This is a genomic window from Pseudomonas sp. TE9122, assembly GCF_056278925.1.
On sequence record NZ_JBWBQI010000001.1, the window covers coordinates 4,188,891 to 4,211,221 of the forward strand.

Genomic DNA, 22,331 nt, shown 5'->3' on the forward strand with positions numbered 1-22,331 from the left:
TGCTCAGCCTGCCTTCATTTCGGTGGTAGTGACGTCGGCGAGGGTGTCTGGGGTGCAACGCAGATCGCCGATCATCAACACGTCGTTTTCGCTGCGGTGGTCGGCCTCGTTCAAGCGGAACTGACACAACAACTGGTTGCCCTGGCGCACTTCCAGGGTGGGTGAACCGGCGTTCATTTCCATCGAGAAGAAACCGTCGACTTCGGTCACGCCACGGCTGGCGTGGTTGATCACGTGGTGGCCCTTGAGCGGCCGCCCGCTTGCATCGACCAGGCGACCGAGCACGGTGAGGGTTTTCATCACGCGAACCTTGCGATACTCGATGCCGCCCTTGTTCAGGTGATAGCGGGTTCGCGCCGGTTCGATGGTGGCGGCCGGTACGGTGTTGCCTTCGAAGTCGAAGCTCACCGAGCTGTTCTGATAAGCGGTGATCGGAATGAAATTGCGCCCCGGCTTCAGCGCCGCACCGCCGCCGCTGTAGTCGTCGGCGCGCAGGACGATGTCGTCGATATCCGACTCGACGTCGACGATCATTCCCGCACCGCGCACGTCGCTCTGGCTGGTCAGCAGCATCTTTTCACCGCCGACCACCAGTGTGCTGTCGAGGTTGAGCCCGCCGGTGAAGTTGCCGTTGTAGGAAGAGCGCTGGACGAAGGCGTCGCCGTTTACCGCGTCGGTGCGGAAATTGGTCAGGCTCGACATGCCCAGGCCGTAAGTGTCGGTAAGCGCCGTCACCGAGACGCTTTGCAGCACGTGATCCTTGAAATCCTTGCGCCAGCCGAGCGAAGCATTGTTGTCGCGTTTGCCGTCGCGGGCCGTGCGTGAACCGATGCTGCCGGTGAGCTGCTGACCGGGAGCGCCCAACGCCAGGTTGATGCTCAGATCGACGCCGCGATTGCGCGCATCGCCACTGCTGAAACTGCCCGGCCGATCAAAGACCGACAGGCGCCAACTGGCATCACTGCCCAGCAATACGGCGCGCTGGGTCCAGCCCAGATCCACGCCCACGCCTTCGACATTGCCTTCGCTATGCGAGACCCGGGCATTGACCGAACTCTTGCTGCTCAGCCGATGGTTGAGCGCCAGTGACGAATTGCTGGTCTGGCCGACAAACACGTTACGTGGACGAACGCGCGTGCCGTCCGGCAGCGTGTCGTAGGTGTTGGTGGTGTCGAGCCAGCTGCGGTTGTGGCTGATCACCAGACTGCCCGCGCCATAGTTGTAAAGGCTTTGCAGGTCCAGACCGGTGCCGTAATCCTCGGTCTTGTAGACATTGGCATACAGGCTGACGTGGTTGGCCAGGGTCCAGTCGATGGAAGTACCGTATTGCAGTTTTTCGCGGATCTGCCGCGCCGACGCGCCGACAATCACCCGTGGGTGCAGCAGGTAATTGACCGCCGCACCGGCGGTGGGACTGCCGCTCGATTGCGTGTCCCAGTTGCTCAGCAGTTTGCTTTCTTCACCGGCAAACACGTTGTAGCGCCAGCGTTCGTCAAGGTTGCGCCAGTTGCTGGGCTTGTACACCAACTCCTGGGTGGTGGAGGTGATCTGGCCGTCTTCGATCAGGCGCACTTCCACTTCATAAATACCGCCGGGCAGCGGCCGGGTGTCGAGGGTCTGCAAACCGGCCGGCACCGATTGGGTATTGATCAACAGACCGTCGCGCCAGATCTCCACCGAACCCTGCCGGTTGGCTGTCACGTAGATCGGGTAAACGCTGGGCATCGGGCTGTTGATCGCGAGGCTGTCGGAGCTGCCGTACATGAGGCCGACCGCCGTATCGGGGCTGGTGCCAAACGTGCGCGGCTGGCGCGTGAGTCCTTCGGAATTGGGGGTGAAATAGCCCAGGCGCAAGAAGCTGCCTTGCAGTTCGCGCTGGGTGTGCAGCTCGTGCACGGCGTGGTAGAGCTTGTCGTCGGGGCCGCCGAGCCGGGCCAATTGCAGATTCAGCGTCTGGCTCCAGTTGCCCAGGCTCGAACTGGCTTCCAGGCCGAAGCGTCCGCCGAGGTCCTGATCCTGGCCACCGTTCAGGTTGAGCTGGTTGCGCACCATCAGGCCGCTGCTACCGCCGCTCGGTTGCTCGTAATAACGCTTGGCTTGAAGGTCGCGTTCGGCGTTTTCGGTGACGATCGATACCAGCGAACTTTCCAGGTTGTAATGCACCGCGAGAAACTGGTCGGGGCAGGAACCGCTGCACGCACCTAATGGCACGCCGGGTTTGAGGTAGCTTGCCCATTTTTCCCGTTCAGCGGGGCCGAAGCGGTTTTCGCTGGTGTCGGTGAATTCGAGAAGGGTGATGCGATCATCGCGGGACAACACCACCATGGCCTCACCCAACGGCTGTTGGTCGACTTCGACCCGCACCGCCAGAGGCACATCAAAGAAATGCTCCTCGAAATCCGCTGGCAAGCCTTTGGCCTGCGCCAGCAAACTGCGTGGCGTCGTACCGGCGGTGTTGGATGCGACGGCTGCGCTGGCACAAAACAACAGCGCAAGCGCAGCCGCGATGGGTGTCATCGGGAACATGAACTCGTACTCTGATTGACTGACAATGAAAGTCCGTCGGGGCAAACATCACTGCCTGCCCCGTCGGTTGACGCCACTGCTGAAAAGCGAGCGTTTTGGACCTGATCAGTCGATCAGTTGCCGCCAACCGGTGGCACGGCGTCGAAGATCATCGCCACGGAACCGGTGTAGTCACCCGGCTGGAAGTTGCTGCCTTTGGCGGAGATTTTCAGCGGGGCGCGGTAGTTCACATCCGACTCGGATTCACCGACGACCATTTGCGGGGTCAGGGTCAGTTCCTTGTTGTTGAGCATGACCTGCAGGTCGATCGAGGTATTGCCGGCAACCAGTTTCGGCAGGCTTTCCAGACTGGCGTGAACCGAACCGTTGTTATTGCGCACGTCGAAGAAACCGTTGACGTCGGCCATCTTGCCGGTGGTCGGCTGATAGCTCATGTCCTGGTCTTTGTTGACCAGATCCGGATCAGTCGGCACCACATAGAAACCGTTGGTTGGCACATGAGCGATCAGGCTGATGGAGTGCGACGCTTCGCCCGCAGCGAAGGCAGTGGAGGACATTGCCAGAAGAGCCAGTGGAGCAGCGATTGCGATTTTCTTGAACATCGTTCAGTACCTGTTTGCTTTATATAGGGGGTGTCATTGAAAGTTCACAAACCATTTGCTCATCGACCGCCAGAGCAACTTGAACTTTCAATGGCGAGCATCATCGGCTGTTGCCTCTGGAATGTAAGCAGGCAACTTCCGACAAACTCGTAGTTAAACAACCTCACACCCCGCCAGAAAAAAGAACAAAAAACAGATACTTGCAACATTCGCTGTAAGTTGCGCCCTACACACAGTTACAGGCAAAAAACCATACAGCAACTTAGCCGCTTTAACGCGGCAACTTGCGAGGAATTAGAACATATACTCAAGTACAACTAGAGCGATAACTTTAACTTTACGGTCACCGCTTTGATTTATTGATCAAAAAACTTTTTCCGGCTCTTTTTCGCTTTGACCGCTCGTCCGTCAAGCTCAGGACAAGGCCAAAAACGTCTTGCGCAACCCTTAAGATATATCTTAAGTTGTATCTAAATACGACGAGAGAGAAGCGAAATGAGAGACCATCATTCACCCCATCGCGAGCACGGCGATGGCCGCGACGGCTTCGAGAAACGCCCCGGTCGCGAACGCGGCGGTCGCGGCCCGCGAGTTTTTGCCCCCGGCGACTTGAAATTGCTGTTGCTGGCGCTGATCGCCGAGCAGCCCTGCCACGGCTACGACCTGATCCGCCAGATCGAAGGCATGTTCGATGGCGCTTACAGCCCGAGCCCCGGGGTGATCTACCCGACCCTGACCTTTCTGGAAGAGAGCGATTTGATTGCCGGTGATGCCGAGGCCGGCAAAAAGCGTTACAGCGTCACCGACGCCGGTCGTTTGTCTTTAAGTGAACAAGCGGTGGCGCTCGACGGCGTACGCATGCGCATTGACGTCAGCAAGCGCTCGCTGCGCGGCCATGATCGTCCGCCGGAAATCCACGAAGCGGTGCACAACCTGCGCCATGCCTTGCAGCTGCACCACGGGCGCTGGAGCGCCGAGGAAATCCTGCGCGTGCGCGACCTGCTCAACGACACCGCCAAAGCCATCGTCGACGGCCCTGCCGTTCAACCTGCCACGGAGAAAGCCGAATGACTGCAGTCGATACTCAAACCATTCACCGCGTGATGCACGAAATCAAACGGCGCAAGCTTGAAGTGCTGCGCGTCACCGACCTGACCCCACGCATGCGCCGCATCACCCTCGGCGGGCCGGAACTGGCCGGGTTCATCAGCCTGGGCACGGACGATCACGTCAAACTGCTGTTCCCGCAGAACGCCGAACAAGCGGCGGCGCTGGAGACGATGCAACTGGGCGCCGGCAAGGACAACGGGCCGATGCCCGAGATGCGCGACTACACGCCGCGTCGTTACGACCTGGAAAAAATGGAGCTGGACATCGATTTCGTCCTGCACGGCGACGGCCCTGCCTCGACCTGGGCCGAGCAGGCACAACCGGGGCAGTTCCTGCACATCGGCGGGCCACGCGGGTCGATGATCGTGCCGGACATCTTCGACAGCTATCTGCTGATCGGCGACGAAACCGCCCTCCCCGCCATCGCCCGCCGCCTCGAACACCTCGCGGCGAATCGCAAGGCGCTGGTAGTGATCGAAGTGGAAAACGGCGCTGAGCAGCAAGTGCTGGAAAGCGCAGCGCCGTTCAATGTGATCTGGGTCCTGCGCGAAGGCGGCAAGGACAACCTGCTGGCTACCGTCAAGCAATTGCAGGTGCCCAAGGGCAATCTGTACGCATGGGTGGCGACCGAAACCAAGGTCTCACGGCAGATCCGCCGGGTCCTGATCGATGAGCATGGGCTCGATGAACAGTTCATCAAGGCGGTCGGCTACTGGCGCGCCGAGGGCTCTGAGGAAGAGTGATCTCTTCCTGACCCATATCACCCTTGTGGGAGCGAGCCTGCTCGCGAAGGCATCGGCACAGTCGAAAGATTTGCTGGCTGACGCACCGCATTCGCGAGCAGGCTCGCTCCCACACTGGATCTCAACTTCGTGCGGACAATTTGCGGTCGAGGCCGATAATCAGCACCCCCACCAACACAAACCCCACCAATATCCCCCCGGCATTCGCCAGCACCTGTGGATAACCCAACACCGCTACATCAATGAACGGGTACGCATAAGCGCCGAGCAGATGCCCGCGCAGCAAGGCATAGATGAAGTACACCAGCGGATAGATCAGCCACAGCGGCAGATGCCACAGGCGCAACGTGCCTTTGGGGACGCAGCGCCACCAATAGCCGAGAAACAGCAATGGCATGACGTCGTGGAGCAACTCATCGGCAACAAACTGCCAGCCTTCGGGGTGCCACAAATGCCGTAACAGAATGCTGTAGGCCAGACCGACGACGGCGATACTCACCGCGATTCCACTGCTGACCCACGGCTGCAGAAACCAGCGCCGTGCGGCGGATTCGCGCTCGGTGACCGCGCAGGTCAACACCGTCGCCACCAAGGTGTTGGTCAATATGGTGAAGTAGCTGAAGAAACTCACCAGCCCGCCCAGCAGGCTGGCGCCGATGCTCAATCGTGCGAAGAAGATCAGGTACAGCTGAATCGTCAATCCGGCCCAGCCCAACACGGCCAGGCCGGTGATCAGGCGTCGGCGCCTCGCGCTGTCCATCTCAGAGCGGTCGCTTGGTGCGCATCAGCTTCACGTACAGGCGCTCGACCTTTTCCCGCGCCCACGGGGTTTTACGCAGGAAGGTCAGGCTCGACTTGATGCTCGGATCGCTTTTGAAGCAACGGATGTCGATACGCTCGGCCAGCCCCGACCACTCGTAGTGAGTCACGAGTGCATTGAGGATCTGTTCAAGGGTCACGCCGTGCAGCGGATCGGGGGATTGTTCGTTCATGCCGGGCCTTTGGGCGAAGTGATATGCAGAAGCCGCGCACCTTAGCCGAGGGGCAGAGCAGGTGGAAGGCCTTCCTGCAAATGTAGGCCAACCCGGGAAGATCGCAGGCTGTGGCCCGACTCACAATGCGCCCGTTTGCCGCACTGTTACCAAATCCGAAATGCTGCATGTCTGCAAAAGCGCTTTCTCAATTTGTTACAGATCATTATCCTGCCGCCCTTCCGCTGAAACGCTTCACTGCCTGCGACAATCTGAAGCGTTCGGCCTGCACCTGAAAACATCAAAAAAAGACTTCTTCATGCCTGACTTTTCCTTCTCCCGAGACAGCGCTATCTCTGCCCTGCGCACCCTTGGCGGCTGCACCGCCCTCGGCCTTGCCACTTGCGCCCACGCGGCGCCGGCCTTCGACAGTGAATCACCGTATATGCTCGGTGACTGGAACGGCACGCGCACAGAACTCGCGGAAAAAGGCTACGACTTCAAACTCGATTACACCGGCGAAATGGGCAGCAATCTGCACGGCGGCTATGACCACGACCGCACTGCCCGCTACAGCGACCAGTTCGGCCTCGGTACCCATCTGGATCTGCAAAAGATCCTCGGTTGGAACGACGCTGAATTTCAGCTGACCATCACCAAGCGCAGTGGCAACAACATCAGCAACGACCGCATCAACGACCCGCGCGTTGGCGGATTCACTTCCGCCCAGGAAGTCTGGGGTCGTGGCCAGACCACGCGCCTGACGCAGATGTGGTATCAGCAGAAATTCTTCGATCAGAAGCTCGATATCAAGGTCGGCCGTTTCGGCGAAGGCGAAGACTTCAACAGCTTCCCTTGCGACTTCCAGAACCTGGCCTTCTGCGGCTCGCAGGTCGGCAACTGGGTCGGCGGCATCTGGTACAACTGGCCGGTCAGCCAATGGGCGCTGCGGGTCAAATATCACCTGACGCCCGAGCTGTATGCGCAGGTCGGCGCCTACGAGCAGAACCCGTCGAACCTCGATCGCGGCAACGGCTTCAAACTCAGCGGCAGCGGCACGCAAGGCGCGATCCTGCCGGTCGAACTGGTGTGGACGCCGAAGCTCAACGGTCTGCCGGGCGAATACCGCGCCGGTTATTACTACAGCAATGCCAAGGCCTCTGAAGTCTATAAAGACCGCAATGACCAACCGGCAGCGCTGAGCGGCGAAGCCTATCGCAGTGCCTCGAGCAAGCACGGCGTATGGCTGGGCATTCAGCAGCAAGTCACCAGCATCGCTAGCGACCACTCCCGTGGTTTGAGCCTGTTCGCCAACGCGACGATGCATGACAAGAAAACCAACGCCATCGACAACTACGTGCAGGCCGGCCTGACCTACAAAGGCCCGTTCGACGCCCGCGCCAAAGATGACATCGGTTTCGCCCTGGCCCGCGTCCACGTCAACCCGGCCTATCGCAAGAACGCCGAGGCGAGCAACCGCGCCAACGCCGTCTACGACTACGACAATCCGGCGTTCCTGCCACCGCAGGACACCGAATACAGCGCCGAGCTGTATTACGGCGTGCACGTGACCAACTGGCTGACCGTGCGCCCCAACCTGCAATACATCCGCCACCCCGGTGGCGTGAACGACGTCGACGACGCCCTGATCGGCGGGATCAAGATCCAGTCGTCGTTCTAAAAAACGCCACAAGGCCCTGTGGGAGCTGGCTTGCCAGCGATAGCAATCTGTCTGGCGCTTTCAGTGTTGGATGTGCAATCGCCATCGCTGGCAAGCCAGCTCCCACAGGGATCCATGAAATTCGTTAGCCGAACAAGTTTTTATCTGAACCATGCCTGCGCCAGATCGTCATCTAAAGTGACTACAGCGCGGGACTACATAAACGTCACGGAGAATCACACTATGAGCACCGAAAGTGCTTCGAGTCGGGGCCGTCTGCTACCGGGCCTGCTCGGCATCCTGCTTCTACTGATGGGCCTGGCCATGCTGGCCGGGGGAGTCAAGCTGAGCATGCTCGGCGGCTCGCTTTACTATCTGCTGGCCGGTATCGGCATCGCGCTGAGCGGCATTCTGCTGCTGATGCGCCGCCGCGCGGCACTGGGCCTGTACGCCATCGTGCTGTTTGCCAGCACTGTCTGGGCATTGTGGGAAGTCGGTCTGGACTGGTGGCAACTGGTGCCACGTCTGGCGCTGTGGTTTGTCCTCGGCTTCGTGATGCTGCTGCCGTGGTTCCGTCGTCCGCTGCTGCTCAACGGCCCGGCGAAAATCGGCACTGGCGGTCTGACCGTGGCGGTGATCCTGGCCGGCGTTACCGCCCTGGCCAGCCTCTTCACTCATCCAGGCGAAACCTTCGGCGAACTGGGCCGCGACAGCGCCGACATGACCAGCACCGCACCGGCCATGCCGGATGGCGACTGGCAAGCCTACGGTCGCACCGAGTTCGGTGACCGCTACTCGCCGCTCAAGCAGATCACCCCGGAAAACGTCGGCAAGTTGCAAGAAGCCTGGCGCATCCAGACCGGCGACCTGCCAACTGCGGATGACCCGGTCGAACTGACCAACGAAAACACCCCGCTCAAAGCCAACGGCATGGTCTACGCCTGCACCGCGCACAGCAAAGTGCTGGCACTGGACCCGGACACCGGCAAGGAAATCTGGAGCTTCGATCCACAGATCAAGAGCCCGGTCGGCTTCAAGGGCTTCGCCCACATGACCTGCCGTGGCGTGTCGTACTACGACGAAGCCGCCTATGCCAAGTCTGAAAACGCTGGCTCGGCCGTCATCTCCGAAGCCGGCCAGGCCGTTGCTCAGGCCTGCCCGCGTCGTCTGTACCTGCCTACTGCTGACGCCCGCCTGATTGCGTTGAACGCCGACACCGGCAAAATCTGCGAAGGCTTCGGCACCAACGGCGTGGTCGACCTGACCCAAGGCATCGGCCCGTTCACCGCCGGTGGCTACTACTCCACCTCGCCAGCGGCGATTACCCGTGATCTGGTGATCATGGGCGGTCACGTCACCGACAACGAGTCGACCAACGAGCCATCGGGCGTGATCCGCGCCTTCGACGTGCGCGACGGTCACCTGGTGTGGAACTGGGACAGCGACAAGCCGGACGCCACCGAGCCATTGGCCCCGGGCGAAACCTACAGCCGCAACTCGGCGAACATGTGGTCGCTGGCCAGCGTCGATGAAAAACTCGGCATGGTCTACCTGCCACTGGGCAACCAGACCCCGGACCAATGGGGCGGCAATCGCACCCCGGGCGCCGAGAAATTCAGCGCCGGCCTCGTCGCCCTGGACCTGGCCACCGGTAAAGTGCGCTGGAACTACCAGTTCACCCACCATGACCTGTGGGACATGGACGTGGGCAGCCAGCCTACCCTGCTCGACATGAAAACCGCCGACGGCGTGAAACCTGCGCTGATCGCCCCGACCAAACAGGGCAGCCTGTACGTCCTCGACCGTCGTGACGGCACGCCGATCATTCCGATCAAGGAAATCCCGGTTCCGCAGGGCGCCGTGAAAGGCGACCACACCGCACCGACCCAGGCCCGTTCGGACCTCAACCTGCTGGCCCCGGAACTGACCGAAAAAGCCATGTGGGGCGCGAGCCCGTTCGATCAGATGCTGTGCCGCATCCAGTTCAAGGAACTGCGTTACGAAGGCCAGTACACCCCGCCATCGGAACAGGGCAGCCTGATCTATCCGGGTAACGTCGGCGTGTTCAACTGGGGCGGCGTCTCGGTCGACCCGGTTCGCCAACTGCTGTTCACCAGCCCGAACTACATGGCCTTCGTCTCGAAAATGGTCCCACGCGAGCAAGTCGAAGCCGGCAGCAAGCGCGAGAGCGAAACCTCGGGCGTGCAGCCAAACACTGGCGCGCCATACGCGGTGATCATGCACCCGTTCATGTCGCCACTGGGCGTACCGTGCCAGGCCCCGGCCTGGGGCTACGTCGCCGGTATCGACCTGACCACCGGCAAAGTCGTGTGGAAACGCAAGAACGGCACCAGCCGCGACAGCTCGCCAATCCCGATCGGCTTCACCCTCGGCGTACCGAGCATGGGCGGTTCGATGGTTACAGCCGGCGGCGTCGGCTTCCTCAGCGGCACCCTTGACCAGTACCTGCGTGCTTATGACGTGAACACCGGTAAAGAGCTGTGGAAATCGCGCCTGCCAGCCGGCGGTCAAGCGACTCCGATGACCTACACCGGCAAGGACGGCAAGCAATACGTGCTGCTCGTTGTTGGCGGTCACGGCTCGCTGGGCACCAAGATGGGTGACTACATCATTGCGTACAAACTGCCGGAATAAGCGGTAGCGGCGGTAAAAAAGAAGGCGCCACCCTGTGAGGGATGGCGCCTTTTTGCATGGAGGCGTGCCCAACATGCTCCATTCGCACCAAGGTGTATGGCATCAATGAAGTCTGTCCACTTCGCCTTGGGCAATTCGGTGCTTTCAAGAAAAAATCAAAAGATCGCAACCTTCGAACGCTTGTCGTCAGCGTGACCCGACAGAATCAAAAGGCTTTTCCTCCATTTGCCATCCGTTGCAATCGATCGATGATCAGTTGCTCGGCATGCTTGCGGGTTTCCAGCAACAAACTCTTATCCGTTTCGCTGTAGATCACCTGGAAACGCAAACCCGGCGTGTCGGAAGAATATTCGCGAATGATGAAATCCCTGTATTTCGTATCGGTATGACTCATGGTTCGATTCCTTGACGTTGGTAAATTCTCGAACACCTCTCTGTCGTTCGAGATTGAACCGCAATCTTCGGCCGATTGAGTCAGTTGTCTACTGTCAGAAATTACAGGGACTCAAGGCCAGTTCGAAATAAGCCGAACGGAATCCATCAAAACTCCATTTAATAGTTAAAGCTAACCAACACTCGCGTTTTTCGCTAGTTATGCACAGACATTGTTAGATTCCACTAGGCATCCGTGCCGACCTGAAGGATCTTGCCACCGGCCCAAAGGCCGCCAAGGCTAACAAGGTCAAAAACTTTGCAAACCTGAACACACAAGCAGAAACACACCCGCCCCATTGAAACCACCCCACCCCTGCCCCATCTAAGACCCCATACCCCATTGCGCAGGTGCCCCATGACCGACCAGCAAGATCGCCCGGACAACCACGACGATTACGAAACCGACCACATCGAACACACCTCTTCCGGCACCGGCCTGGCGCTGCCCGGGCAAAACCTGCCGGACAAGGTCTACATCATTCCGATCCACAACCGTCCGTTCTTCCCGGCCCAGGTCCTGCCGGTCATCGTCAACGAAGAACCGTGGGCCGAAACCCTCGAACTGGTCAGCAAATCCGAACACCACTCCCTGGCCCTGTTCTTCATGGACACGCCCCAGGAAGACCCGCGCCACTTCGACACCGGCGCCCTCCCCGAATACGGCACGCTGGTCAAGGTTCACCACGCCAGCCGCGAAAACGGCAAACTGCAATTCGTCGCCCAGGGCCTGAGCCGCGTGCGCATCAAGACCTGGCTCAAGCACCATCGCCCGCCGTACCTGGTCGAAGTCGAATACCCGCACCAGCCCACCGAGCCGACCGACGAGGTCAAGGCCTATGGCATGGCGCTGATCAATGCGATCAAGGAATTGTTGCCGCTCAACCCGCTGTACAGCGAAGAGCTGAAGAACTACCTCAACCGCTTCAGCCCCAACGACCCGTCGCCGCTGACCGACTTCGCCGCCGCGCTGACCTCCGCCACCGGCCCCGAGCTGCAAGAAGTGCTCGACTGCGTGCCGATGCTCAAGCGCATGGAAAAAGTTCTGCCGATGCTGCGCAAGGAAGTCGAAGTCGCGCGCCTGCAGAAAGAAATTTCCGCCGAAGTCAACCGCAAGATCGGCGAGCATCAGCGTGAGTTCTTCCTCAAGGAGCAACTCAAGGTCATCCAGCAGGAACTCGGCCTGACCAAGGACGACCGCAGCGCCGACCTCGAACAGTTCCAGCAGCGCCTCGAAGGCAAAACCCTGCCGGCCCAGGTGCAGAAACGCCTCGAGGAAGAAACCCACAAACTGTCGATCCTCGAAACCGGCTCGCCGGAATACGCCGTCACACGCAATTATCTGGACTGGGCAACATCAGTGCCGTGGGGCGTGTACGGCGAGGACAAACTCGACCTCAAGCACGCACGCAAAATCCTCGACAAGCACCATGCGGGTCTGGACGACATCAAGGATCGCATCCTCGAATTCCTCGCCGTTGGAGCTTACAAAGGCGAGATCAGCGGCTCGATCGTGCTGCTGGTCGGCCCGCCGGGCGTGGGTAAAACCAGCGTCGGCAAATCCATCGCCGAATCCCTCGGGCGGCCGTTCTACCGCTTCAGCGTCGGCGGCATGCGCGATGAAGCCGAAATCAAGGGCCACCGCCGCACCTACATCGGCGCCCAACCGGGCAAACTGGTGCAGGCGTTGAAAGACGTCGAAGTGATGAACCCGGTGATCATGCTCGACGAGATCGACAAGATGGGCCAGAGCTACCAGGGCGACCCGGCCTCGGCGCTGCTGGAAACCCTCGACCCGGAGCAGAACGTCGAATTTCTCGACCACTACCTCGACCTGCGCATGGACTTGTCGAAAGTGCTGTTCGTCTGCACCGCCAATACCCTCGATTCGATCCCCGGCCCGTTGCTGGACCGGATGGAAGTGATTCGCCTGTCGGGCTACATCACCGAAGAAAAAGTCGCCATCGCCAAGCGTCACTTGTGGCCGAAACTGCTGGAAAAGGCTGGCGTATCAAAAGGCAGCCTGAGCATCAGCGACAGCGCGCTCAAAGCACTGATCGATGGCTATGCCCGCGAAGCCGGCGTGCGGCAGCTGGAAAAGCAGATGGGCAAACTGGTGCGCAAAGCGGTGATGAAGCTGATCGACGATCCGAAAGCGGTGATCAAACTCGGCCCGAAAGATCTTGAAGCCTCGCTGGGCCATCCGGTGTTCCGCAACGAACAAGTGCTGTCCGGCACCGGGGTGATTACCGGTCTGGCCTGGACCAGCATGGGCGGTGCGACATTGCCGATCGAAGCCACGCGGATTCATACGCTTAACCGGGGCTTCAAGCTCACCGGGCAATTGGGCGATGTGATGAAGGAATCGGCGGAGATCGCCTACAGCTACGTCAGCTCGCACCTCAAGCAATTCGGTGGTGATGCGAAGTTCTTCGACGAAGCCTTCGTCCACCTGCATGTACCGGAAGGCGCAACGCCGAAGGACGGTCCGAGCGCTGGCGTGACCATGGCCAGCGCCCTGCTCTCGCTTGCACGTAATCAGCCGCCGAAAAAAGGCGTGGCGATGACTGGCGAACTGACCCTGACCGGGCATGTATTGCCGATCGGCGGCGTGCGCGAAAAGGTCATCGCAGCGCGCCGGCAGAAGATTTTCGAATTGATTCTGCCGGAGCCGAACCGGGGTAACTTTGAGGAATTGCCGGATTATCTGAAGGAAGGGATTACCGTGCACTTTGCCAAGCGGTTTGCGGACGTGGCGAAGGTGCTCTTCTGACAATCATGTAGTGCCTGATGTACCGCTATCGCTGGCAAGCCAGCTCCCACAATGTTCAATGTGCCCACAAATCTTGTGGTCAACCGAGAAACCTGTGGGAGCTGGCTTGCCAGCGATGGCTTCAGTGCTGCCAACACGGAACTCCCTGACCGTCACACTTTGTCCCATCTTCAGTTATGCTCGCCGTTCGTCGTAACCGCCGGAGCTGCTGACCTTATGTCCCCCACTCGCCTGTTTCTCCCCCTCGCCCTTTCCTTGCTGGCGGCCTGCGCCACGCAACCGAAACACAACGTGACCGTGGAAAAACAAAGCGAATGTCCCGTGCGGCTCAACGTCGGGCAAAACCTGATCATCAGCCTGCCAAGCAACCCGACCACCGGCTACCGCTGGGCGATTCAGGATTCAGCTGGCGGCGTGTTGCGCGCCCTCAGCCCCGAGGTTTACAGCAATCCGGAAGATGCCGGCGTGGTTGGCGCAGCGGGGGTTTCGACCTGGCGCTTCCAGGCCTTCGCAGCAGGCACCGGGCGTTTGCGCCTGACCTCGCAACAACCGTGGGCACCGGAAGTGCTGCCTGTTGAGACCTTCGACTGCGCCATTTCGGTGAACTGACTGCAGCTTCTTCGCGAGCAGGCTCGCTCCGACAGATCACCGCGCCCCCCCTGTGGGAGCGAGCCTGCTCGCGAAAGCCATATCCCGGACGGCGAAAATTACACCCGGTTCGGTGCTTTATCAGACAACCCAAGCATCCCCGCGCCAGTTTGGCTAAAATGCCGGCCTTTTCCACCGACACCGCCGGACGCCGCCGTGAGCAAAGAACCCGATCGCCTATTCGCCCAGCCTTTGGCCCAGGTGCCTGACTTCGCCTTCAATGAAGACGTGGTGCGGGTGTTCCCGGACATGATCAAGCGCTCGGTGCCGGGTTACCCGACCATCGTCGAAAACCTCGGCGTGCTCGCGGCGCAGTTCGCCCAGCCGAACAGCGTGCTCTACGACCTCGGCTCGTCGCTCGGCGCAGTGACTCAAGCCCTGCGCCGCCATGTGCGCACCGACGGTTGCCGGGTCATCGCTGTGGATAACTCGGCGGCGATGGTCGAGCGCTGTCGCGAATACCTCAACGGTCAGGATTCGATGTTTCAGGAACTGCTGCCGGTCGAGGTGATCGAGGGCGATATCCTCGCGCTGGAGTTTCAACCGGCCTCGGTGGTGGCGCTGAACTTCACCCTGCAATTCATCGCCCCGGACCAGCGCACCGCGTTGCTCTCGCGGATTCGCCAATCGTTGTTGCCCGGCGGCGCGCTGATTCTCTCGGAAAAGCTGCGCTTCAACGATGCCGAAGAGCATGCGCTGCTCACCGATCTGCACGTAGCGTTCAAACGCGCCAACGGCTACAGCGAACTGGAAATCGCCCAGAAGCGCAGCGCCATCGAAAACGTCATGAAGCCCGACAGCCTCGAAGAACACCGCGAACGCCTGCTGGCCGCCGGGTTCTCGAAAGTCGTGCCGTGGTTCCAGTGTCTTAACTTTGCCTCGTTGATTGCCTTGCCATGATTGATCTGTCCCCCCTCGCCCGGCGTCTGGCCGGTACACCGCTGGCCGAATGGGCCAACACCCTGCAAGCGCAACTCGACAAGAAAATGGACAAAGGCCACGGCGATCTGGAGCGCTGGCAAAGTGCGCTGGACGCCTTGCCGAAGATCCAGCCAAGCGAAGTCGACCTGCTCAACGGCCTGAAACTCGACACCGATTGCGACGACGACACCCGCGCGCAGATGCGCACCGCGCTGATGGGCCTGTCGCCGTGGCGCAAAGGGCCGTTCGATCTGTTCGGTGTGCATGTGGACACCGAATGGCGTTCGGACTGGAAGTGGTCGCGGGTCTCCCCGCACCTCGACCTGAAGGGCAAACGCATCCTTGATGTTGGTTGCGGCAACGGCTACTACATGTGGCGCATGCTCGGCGCCGGCGCCGACAGCGTGATCGGGGTCGACCCGAACTGGCTGTTCTTCTGCCAGTTCCAGGCGGTGCAGCGTTACTTGTCCGAGCCGAATGCCTGGCACCTGCCGTTCCCGTTCGAAGACCTGCCGCCGAATCTGGAAGGCTTCGACACAGTATTTTCCATGGGCGTGTTCTATCACCGTCGCTCGCCGATCGAGCATTTGCTGGCGCTGAAGGATTGCCTGGTCAAGGGCGGCGAACTGGTGCTGGAAACCCTCGTGGTCGAAGGCGACAAGCATCAGGTGCTGGTGCCGGAAGATCGCTACGCGCAGATGCGCAACGTGTGGTTTCTGCCGTCGGTGCCGGCGCTGGAATTGTGGCTGCGGCGCGCCGGGTTCACCGATATTCGTTGTGTGGATGTCAGTACCACGACGGTGGAAGAACAACGCGGGACCGAGTGGATGAAGTATCAGTCGCTGAGTGATTTTCTTGATCCCGAGGACCACAGCAAAACCATTGAAGGGCTGCCGGCGCCGATGCGGGCAGTTATCGTCGCCAGGAAGTAAGCGTATTTTCCCATGACCGCGGTGGGCCTACCCCTCACCCCAGCCCTCTCCCCAGGGAGAGGGAGCTGATTACTGAGCTTTTCAAAACTTGAGTCCGACTCGGTATTTCAGGTCGGCGGATTTGGTCCATTCAACTCGGTCGGTCCCCTCTCCCTCTGGGAGAGGGTTAGGGTGAGGGGTTTTTAGTGCGTCTGGCGCGGAAAAACTCGGTCAGCACCGCACCACATTCTTCAGCCAACACCCCGCCCTCATACAACACCCGGTGATTCAAAAAGCCCTGGGTAAAAAACTGTCCCTGACTCTGCACAATCCCGGCCTTGGGTTCCAGCGCGCCGTACACCACCCGCGCCACCCGCGAATGCACGATCAGCCCGGCGCACATGCTGCAAGGCTCCAGCGTCACATACAGCGTGCTGCCCGGCAGGCGATAGTTATCCACTGCCTGCGCGGCGGCGCGGATCGCGACCATTTCGGCGTGGGCACTCGGGTCGCTGGTGCTGATCGGGCAATTGAAGCCGCGACCGATGATCACGCCATCCTGCACCAGCACCGCGCCCACCGGCACCTCACCGAGGGCGGCGCCCTGCGCGGCGAGGGTCAAGGCTTCGCGCATGAAGTCGCGGTCGCGGCTGCGGTCGATGATCGCCGCCGGGCGGATCTGGCGCATCACTTCACCTCGATCGCGGCCATCAGGCCGGTTTCCATGTGGTCGATGACATGGCAGTGGAACATCCACACCCCCGGGTTATCCGCCACCAGCGCCACTTGCGCACGCTCGTTCTTGCCCAGCAGATAGGTGTCGGTGAAATACGGCACGACTTTGTGCCGGTTCGACGCGATCACCTTGAAGCTCATGCCGTGCAGGTGGATCGGGTGCTGGTACTGGGTCATGTTCTTCAATTCGAAAATATAGCTCTGGCCCAGTTTCAGGCTGGCAATCGGTCGGTCAGCACAGGTCTTGTCGGTGATGTCCCAGGCCTTGCCGTTGATCTGCCACAGGCTCGGCGGCTTGCCGTTTTCGGTGTTCACCGAGACCGAGCCGACCCATTCGAAATTGAAGTTGAGTTTCTCGGCATTGGCCAGATCCGGCTCGGCCACCGGGTTGGCCGGCAGGGCCTTCGGCCAGTCCGTCGGCGCGTCGGTGTTGGCGACCGAACGTAGCGTGCCAAGGCGCACCGGGCCGTTGCGCAGCGACAACTCTTCACCGGCCGCCGGCGCCTTGATCGCCAGGCAAATGCGCATGCCGGGGCCGAGCCAGTATTCCTTGCCCAACGGGCGCGGCTCGACCGGGTTGCCATCCAGCGCGTAGATCTTCGCGTCGACACCGGGAATGTTGATGCGATAGGTCAGGGTGTTGTCGAGGTTAAGCAGACGTACCCGAGTGACCTGCCCGGCCGGCAGATCAATCACCGGCAGCGGCACACCATTGATCGTCGACAAGCGCCCGGCGGTACCGCCACGGGCCGCTTCGCGGGGGATGCTGAATTCGACGAACTGACCTTGCTCGTCGACATGCCAGTTCTTCAGGCTCAGGGTTTTCTCGTACTTGAAACCGGTCGGCTCGCGTTCCTCGATGATCAGCGGCCCGACCAGCCCGCGTCCGAGTTCTTCGCTGCTGCTGACATGCGGGTGATACCAGTAGCTGCCGGCGTCCGGCACACGGAATTTGTAGTCGAAGTATTCGCCCGGCAGCACCGGCAGTTGCGACACGTAAGGCACGCCGTCCATTTCCAGCGGCAGGCGGATACCGTGCCAGTGAATGGTAGTCGCCACCGGCAAGTGATTGATGAAACGCACCCGCAGCCATTCACCCTGACGCACACGCAACTCGGTGCCCGGCGCCGACGGGCCGAACGCCCAGGCTTCGGTCTTGTGGCCCGGCACCAGCTCGACATCGAGCGGCGCGGCGATCAGTTCATAGTCGTGGCCGGCCTCGGCGTCGGCCATCTTGCCCAGCCAGTAACGCGACGCGCCTCCCGCGCCCACGCCAACGACAACAAGACCGGCCAGGCCACCGAGGATTTGGCGACGGGTAAAGGACATGAACTCAACTACCTCACGTATCAGCGACAGACCCCGAGGGATCCGCAAAAGGCGAATACGATACACCCGCAGTTGAGAAACAGTAAGGGCGACCTGCGGCCGCACGTCTTGTCGGCCTTATACGCGCAGCCCGGTAATCAGGTGCAGCACGCCGCCCTCAAGCGGCATGACGCCCGCCACACCGGCCAGACTCAACGCCTGACGGTCGACACAGGCCGCGTCGTGCAGCGCCACGCGCACCCGAGTCAGCGCCACCGGGTGCTGCGACTTGAGGTTATCCACACCGCCCAGCGCCGCAACAATCTCGGCGCTCAGGCCGGCAATCGGTTCGGCGACGGCTTTCACCTCATCCGGGACTAGATCCGGCGTCAGCGCTTTCCAGAATGCCTGCTGCAATTTGTCGAACATGTTCAATTCTCCATAACCGGCGAGGCATCGACTTTCGCCCCATGAAACTGCTGCAAGGCTGCGCGCACGTCGGCGGCGCTTTCCAGGTTCGAAACCTGTTCGGCGATGATTCGACAGTCGGCCAGATCCACTTCGCGGACCGCCGACTTGATCGCCGGAATCAACGGCACGCTCACCGACAGTTCATCCACACCCAGCCCCAGCAGCAACGGCACCGCAAGGCGTTCAGACGCCATCGCACCGCAGACGCCGACCCATTTGCCGTGGGCATGCGCAGCCTTCACCGTCATCGCGATCAGGCGCAGCACCGAAGGGTGAAAGCTGTCCGCCTGACTGGCCAGACGCGGATGATCGCGGTCCATGGCCAGGGTGTATTGAGTGAGGTCGTTGGTGCCGATGGAGAAAAAGTCCACGTGCGGCGCCAGCACATCGGCCATCAGCGCAGCGGCAGGCACTTCGATCATGATTCCCAGCTTTGGCAGATGCGCCAGGCCCAGCACCCGCGCTTCTTGCTCGAGAATCTGCCGCGCCAGACGCAGTTCGGCCAAATTCGTGACCATCGGCAACATGATGTGCAGACGCGTCAGTTCACAGCAGGCGAGGATTGCACGGAACTGCTCGCGCAACAGTTGCGGTCGCTCAAGGCACAGACGAATGCCACGCAAACCGAGGAATGGATTGGTTTCGCTGTCCATCGGCACATAAGCCAGCGGTTTGTCGCCACCGACATCGAGGGTACGCACCACCAGATTGTGTGCCGGCCCAATGGTGCGCGCGATGGCGCTGTAGGTGGCCAGCTGTTCGTCATGGCTCGGCGCTTGCTGACGGCCGAGGTAGAGAAACTCCGAACGCAGCAGCCCCACACCATTGGCGCCCAGCTCCATGGCCTGGGCGGTTTCTTCCTGCGAGGCAACGTTGGCGGTGACTTCGATGTGCTGACCGTCACGGGTGCAGGCCGCCTCGCTGGCCTGGGCCAGTTCCTGCTGATGACGCTGGCGCTGGCGCTCATGCCGCGTGCGCAACTGATCGATGGACTCGGCGTCCGGGTGCAACTGCAATTCGCCTTTGTCGGCATCGAGCAGCACCCGCGTGCCGTTGCCGAGCCCGAGCATTTGCAGCGGCATGCCGCAAATCGCCGGCAAGCCACAGGCCCGCGCGAGGATCGCGACATGGCTGGTGGCGCCGCCGCCAACGGTGGCAAACCCGAGCACCTTGCGCGTATCGAGCCCGGCAGTTTGTGAAGGAGTCAACTGATCGGCGATCAGAATGGTGTCGTCCGGCAACTCCAGCGTCTGCTCGTGAACACCGAGGATCAGCTTCAGCACGCGCTGGCCGACATCATCCAGATCCGCCGCGCGCTCGGCCAGCAAGGCATTGCCCAGCGAGCGAAACATCGCCGCCGTTGCATCGGTGCTGGTTTTCCAGGCAAACGCCGCGCTTTTGCCCGCGTCAATCAGCGCCCGGGCCTGATCCAGCAGGCTCGGGTCGGCCAGCAGTTCCTGATGCGCCTTGAAGATCTCCGCTTGCGCCTGGCCGCTGGCGGTGTCGCGCAGATGTTGCAGGGCCATGTCGGCTTCGATCAGGGCCTGGCTCAACGCCTCCAGTTCAACTGGCGGCTCGGCGCCGAACTCGTTGACCAGAAGCGACGCTTCGACGATCTGCATGACTTGCCCCAACGCCGAACCGGGCGAGGCGCAGACACCGCGCAGGATGTTCGGCATTTCTGCTGCGTCGGCTTCGACCGGTGCAGGCGCTGTGACCGCTTCGCCACAGCCTTCGCTCAGCAAGCGTGTCAGCGCATCGACGGCGGCTACGGCATCTTCGCCTTCGGCGCTGACCTGCACACTGTCGCCATGAGCCGTTTGCAACGCCATGATCGCTACCAGGGATTTGCCGTTGGCTTGCGCTTGCAGCTTGTGCAGATGGATGGTCGCTGAAAATGCCTTGGCCGCTTGAGCGAATACTGCCGCCGGCCGCGCGTGCAGGCCATTGGGATTGGGCAAGTTGATCGGCTGCGAGAACACCGCGTCCCCCGGCAGCGGCGCTGGATGTTCGCCGACGGCTGCGCCGACCACGACGTCCAGCACTGGCTGGCCCACCTCGACCAACCCGGTTGAGCCAACGAGTGAACCGAACGGCTCGCCGCTGACCACCAGCATCAAGGTCAACAAACTGCGCGCGTGCAGGGCAATGTAGTCAGCATCGAAGTCGATCAGCGCCTGCCCCGCTTCGACCCGCTGCCCCACGTCAACGCGGCGGGTGAATCCTTCGCCGGCGAGATTCACCGTGTCCAGGCCGATGTGCATCAACACCTGCACACCCGCATCACTGGTGATGGTGAGCGCATGCCCGCTGGTCTGCACATCGCTGATCACACCGGCCAACGGTGCGCAGAGCGTTGACGAAGTCGGGTCGATGCACAAACCGTCGCCGATGATCCGCCCGGCAAACACCGGGTCGGGCACCTGGTCCAGCGCCATCAGCACGCCGGATAAAGGAGCCAGCAGCTGCAATTGTTGGGGTGTGGCCATGAGATCACCTGAGCTTGTATTGATTGAATGAGCGGTCGCAGCCGCTTTGCTTATTTCCACCAGTATTCAACCTGCAGCCCGACATTGGCCCCGTGCCGTGCGTTGCCGAACGCGCCGGTGTCGGACAGCGCCGAACCTTTGGCCAACAGGTTGGCGGCACGCTTGGCTGCCTGGTTCCAGCTGGCATAGGTGTAATACAGACGCACCTCGGGCCGCGCCCAGAATTCCGGGCCTTTCGGTGACCAGGTCGGTGCAAAGGTGAACTTGTTCAGCTTGCGCGTGCCGTCCGCCGCCTCGACCTGATCGTGACCCAGTTCGGTGACCAGTTTGAACTGCTCGCTCAGCGCATAGGCCGGGCGCACACCGAGTGACAGCCAGTTCTGGTCGGCGCCGCCCTGACGAATATCTTTCTGATACACCGCCTGGAATTGTCCGCCAAAACGTGGCGTCAGTTGCCAGTCGAAGAACTCGACGATGCGATAACTCTTGTTGCGGTCATCGAGCCTGACGTTACCGGTATAGCCCAATCCGGTGCCCGGCCCTTCACCGTATTGCAGCGCCAGTTTGTTCTTGCCGCCGAGGAAGTCCTGCTGCACGTGCTGAGTGGTAATCGCCCAGCCACGGTGGGCGTCGCGGCTGTCGGGCTTGTCGATGTAGCTGAGGCCGAACTCAAGTTCACCGCCCGGGTTACTGTTGAAACCGCCGACGTTGAAGTCGTGGCGGTTGATGTAATCCTTTTGGTAAAGGTTGTCCTTGCGCGAAAAGGCGTAGCTGTATTTCAGGCCACCGAGCAACACGTCTTCAATGCCTGCACCGGTGGCGCTCTGGTTCCAGTAATAGAAATCGGAAATATGGATGTCGTTACGTTTGTAGTAGCGCCGACCGGCCCACAGCGAGCCGCCGTTGAGCGCGGGCATCGCCGACCATTGCGCGTAAGCCTGCGGCAAACGAATCGAGCCGTTGTCTTCCTTGAACGTCAGGCTGCGGTCGTAACGGTTGTACAGCGATGCCATGCCGTCGACGCTCAGCACCGAGCCGTCGTCGAGGGTGTACAGATCCTGGCGCAGCTCGAGCTCACCGTACTGCTCGCACTCGTTACCGAGGCGATATTTGGTCTGCGCGCCGGGCAACTGGAAACACGACTGGCTGCTGCTGTTGACCGAAGTACCGACACCGCTGCGCAGATAGCCGCCGAACTCCAGCGCCTGTGAGGACGTGGGCATTGCCAGACAAATCCCCGCGACTGCCAGGCTGTAATTTATGGTTGCTCTCATATATGCCACCCGTTGTTTTTATTGTGTGGTTGCAGGAATTCAGCGCGCACAAATCCCCCGCGCAGCGTTCTGCGTGTTTTTTCAAAGGTTGTTATTCAGTTA

The 22,331-nt window shown here is 60.8% G+C and carries 18 protein-coding genes; 8 read left to right on the forward strand and 10 right to left on the reverse strand.

The genetic code is table 11. The features are described 5' to 3' along the window. Nucleotides 1–3: 3 nt before the first annotated feature. Nucleotides 4–2,526 (reverse strand): TcfC E-set like domain-containing protein, encoded by a 2,523-nt coding sequence (locus tag ACZ9BE_RS18790; RefSeq protein WP_056790099.1) that lies wholly within the window; start codon nucleotides 2,524–2,526, stop codon nucleotides 4–6. A 113-nt stretch (nucleotides 2,527–2,639) separates the two neighbouring features. Then, nucleotides 2,640–3,128: a CS1 type fimbrial major subunit gene (locus ACZ9BE_RS18795; RefSeq protein ID WP_041479903.1), complete on the reverse strand. Its 489-nt coding sequence runs from the start codon at nucleotides 3,126–3,128 to the stop codon at nucleotides 2,640–2,642. Between the two features lie 495 nt (nucleotides 3,129–3,623). Between ACZ9BE_RS18795 and ACZ9BE_RS18800 the strand changes: the two genes are divergently transcribed. Together ACZ9BE_RS18800 and ACZ9BE_RS18805 are read left to right on the forward strand one after the other, a co-directional pair. Next, entirely contained in the window at nucleotides 3,624–4,199 is a 576-nt protein-coding gene (locus tag ACZ9BE_RS18800) for a PadR family transcriptional regulator (protein ID WP_016773362.1), read from the forward strand. Beyond that, the gene (locus ACZ9BE_RS18805; protein WP_056790103.1) at nucleotides 4,196–4,981 is read left to right on the forward strand and encodes a siderophore-interacting protein; all 786 of its coding nucleotides are present in this window, start codon (nucleotides 4,196–4,198) and stop codon (nucleotides 4,979–4,981) included. The genes ACZ9BE_RS18800 and ACZ9BE_RS18805 overlap by 4 nt, the downstream gene beginning before the upstream one ends. 121 nt (nucleotides 4,982–5,102) lie before the next feature. Here ACZ9BE_RS18805 and ACZ9BE_RS18810 read toward each other — a convergent pair whose 3' ends face one another. After that, a complete protein-coding gene (locus ACZ9BE_RS18810) occupies nucleotides 5,103–5,741 on the reverse strand; it encodes a Pr6Pr family membrane protein (RefSeq protein ID WP_095181724.1) in 639 nt (212 codons plus the stop codon). A 1-nt stretch (nucleotide 5,742) separates the two neighbouring features. Continuing rightward, entirely contained in the window at nucleotides 5,743–5,973 is a 231-nt protein-coding gene (locus ACZ9BE_RS18815; protein WP_016773359.1) for a VF530 family protein, read from the reverse strand. A gap of 298 nt (nucleotides 5,974–6,271) precedes the next feature. Between ACZ9BE_RS18815 and ACZ9BE_RS18820 the strand changes: the two genes are divergently transcribed. Next, nucleotides 6,272–7,633, forward strand: coding sequence for a carbohydrate porin (locus ACZ9BE_RS18820; RefSeq protein ID WP_476249801.1), 1,362 nt, complete (start codon nucleotides 6,272–6,274; stop codon nucleotides 7,631–7,633). A 222-nt stretch (nucleotides 7,634–7,855) separates the two neighbouring features. Continuing rightward, the gene (locus ACZ9BE_RS18825) at nucleotides 7,856–10,267 is read left to right on the forward strand and encodes a glucose/quinate/shikimate family membrane-bound PQQ-dependent dehydrogenase (RefSeq protein ID WP_476249802.1); all 2,412 of its coding nucleotides are present in this window, start codon (nucleotides 7,856–7,858) and stop codon (nucleotides 10,265–10,267) included. 205 nt (nucleotides 10,268–10,472) lie between these two features. On the opposite strand, the gene ACZ9BE_RS18830 is transcribed toward ACZ9BE_RS18825, so the two are convergent. Beyond that, a complete protein-coding gene (locus ACZ9BE_RS18830; RefSeq protein WP_041479908.1) occupies nucleotides 10,473–10,661 on the reverse strand; it encodes a hypothetical protein in 189 nt (62 codons plus the stop codon). A 396-nt stretch (nucleotides 10,662–11,057) separates the two neighbouring features. Here ACZ9BE_RS18830 and lon point away from each other — a divergent pair, with 396 nt between their 5' ends. The 4 genes from lon (at nucleotide 11,058) to cmoB (ending at nucleotide 15,973) form a co-directional block, all read left to right on the forward strand. After that, the gene (gene lon, locus ACZ9BE_RS18835) at nucleotides 11,058–13,472 is read left to right on the forward strand and encodes an endopeptidase La (RefSeq protein WP_122602379.1); all 2,415 of its coding nucleotides are present in this window, start codon (nucleotides 11,058–11,060) and stop codon (nucleotides 13,470–13,472) included. Between the two features lie 216 nt (nucleotides 13,473–13,688). Continuing rightward, nucleotides 13,689–14,081 carry a protease inhibitor I42 family protein gene (locus ACZ9BE_RS18840; RefSeq protein WP_024014192.1) on the forward strand — a complete coding sequence of 131 codons (393 nt, stop codon included), beginning with the start codon at nucleotides 13,689–13,691 and terminating at the stop codon, nucleotides 14,079–14,081. Between the two features lie 195 nt (nucleotides 14,082–14,276). Further along, a complete protein-coding gene (gene cmoA, locus ACZ9BE_RS18845) occupies nucleotides 14,277–15,020 on the forward strand; it encodes a carboxy-S-adenosyl-L-methionine synthase CmoA (RefSeq protein WP_016773355.1) in 744 nt (247 codons plus the stop codon). Next, nucleotides 15,017–15,973, forward strand: coding sequence for a tRNA 5-methoxyuridine(34)/uridine 5-oxyacetic acid(34) synthase CmoB (cmoB, locus tag ACZ9BE_RS18850; protein ID WP_056790120.1), 957 nt, complete (start codon nucleotides 15,017–15,019; stop codon nucleotides 15,971–15,973). The genes cmoA and cmoB overlap by 4 nt, the downstream gene beginning before the upstream one ends. 166 nt (nucleotides 15,974–16,139) lie before the next feature. Here cmoB and tadA read toward each other — a convergent pair whose 3' ends face one another. The 5 genes from tadA to ACZ9BE_RS18875 form a co-directional block, all read right to left on the reverse strand. Beyond that, on the reverse strand, nucleotides 16,140–16,640 hold the full coding sequence (gene tadA / locus ACZ9BE_RS18855) for a tRNA adenosine(34) deaminase TadA (RefSeq protein WP_056790123.1): 501 nt from the start codon (nucleotides 16,638–16,640) through the stop codon (nucleotides 16,140–16,142). After that, nucleotides 16,640–18,016 (reverse strand): multicopper oxidase family protein, encoded by a 1,377-nt coding sequence (locus ACZ9BE_RS18860; RefSeq protein ID WP_252868226.1) that lies wholly within the window; start codon nucleotides 18,014–18,016, stop codon nucleotides 16,640–16,642. The genes tadA and ACZ9BE_RS18860 overlap by 1 nt, the downstream gene beginning before the upstream one ends. 117 nt (nucleotides 18,017–18,133) lie before the next feature. Continuing rightward, nucleotides 18,134–18,424 (reverse strand): PTS sugar transporter subunit IIB, encoded by a 291-nt coding sequence (locus ACZ9BE_RS18865; RefSeq protein WP_056790130.1) that lies wholly within the window; start codon nucleotides 18,422–18,424, stop codon nucleotides 18,134–18,136. A gap of 2 nt (nucleotides 18,425–18,426) precedes the next feature. After that, complete coding sequence (gene ptsP, locus ACZ9BE_RS18870; RefSeq protein WP_476249803.1) at nucleotides 18,427–20,955, reverse strand: phosphoenolpyruvate--protein phosphotransferase; 2,529 nt, start codon at nucleotides 20,953–20,955, stop codon at nucleotides 18,427–18,429. A 50-nt stretch (nucleotides 20,956–21,005) separates the two neighbouring features. Further along, nucleotides 21,006–22,229 (reverse strand): carbohydrate porin, encoded by a 1,224-nt coding sequence (locus ACZ9BE_RS18875; RefSeq protein ID WP_476249804.1) that lies wholly within the window; start codon nucleotides 22,227–22,229, stop codon nucleotides 21,006–21,008. Nucleotides 22,230–22,331: the final 102 nt, after the last annotated feature.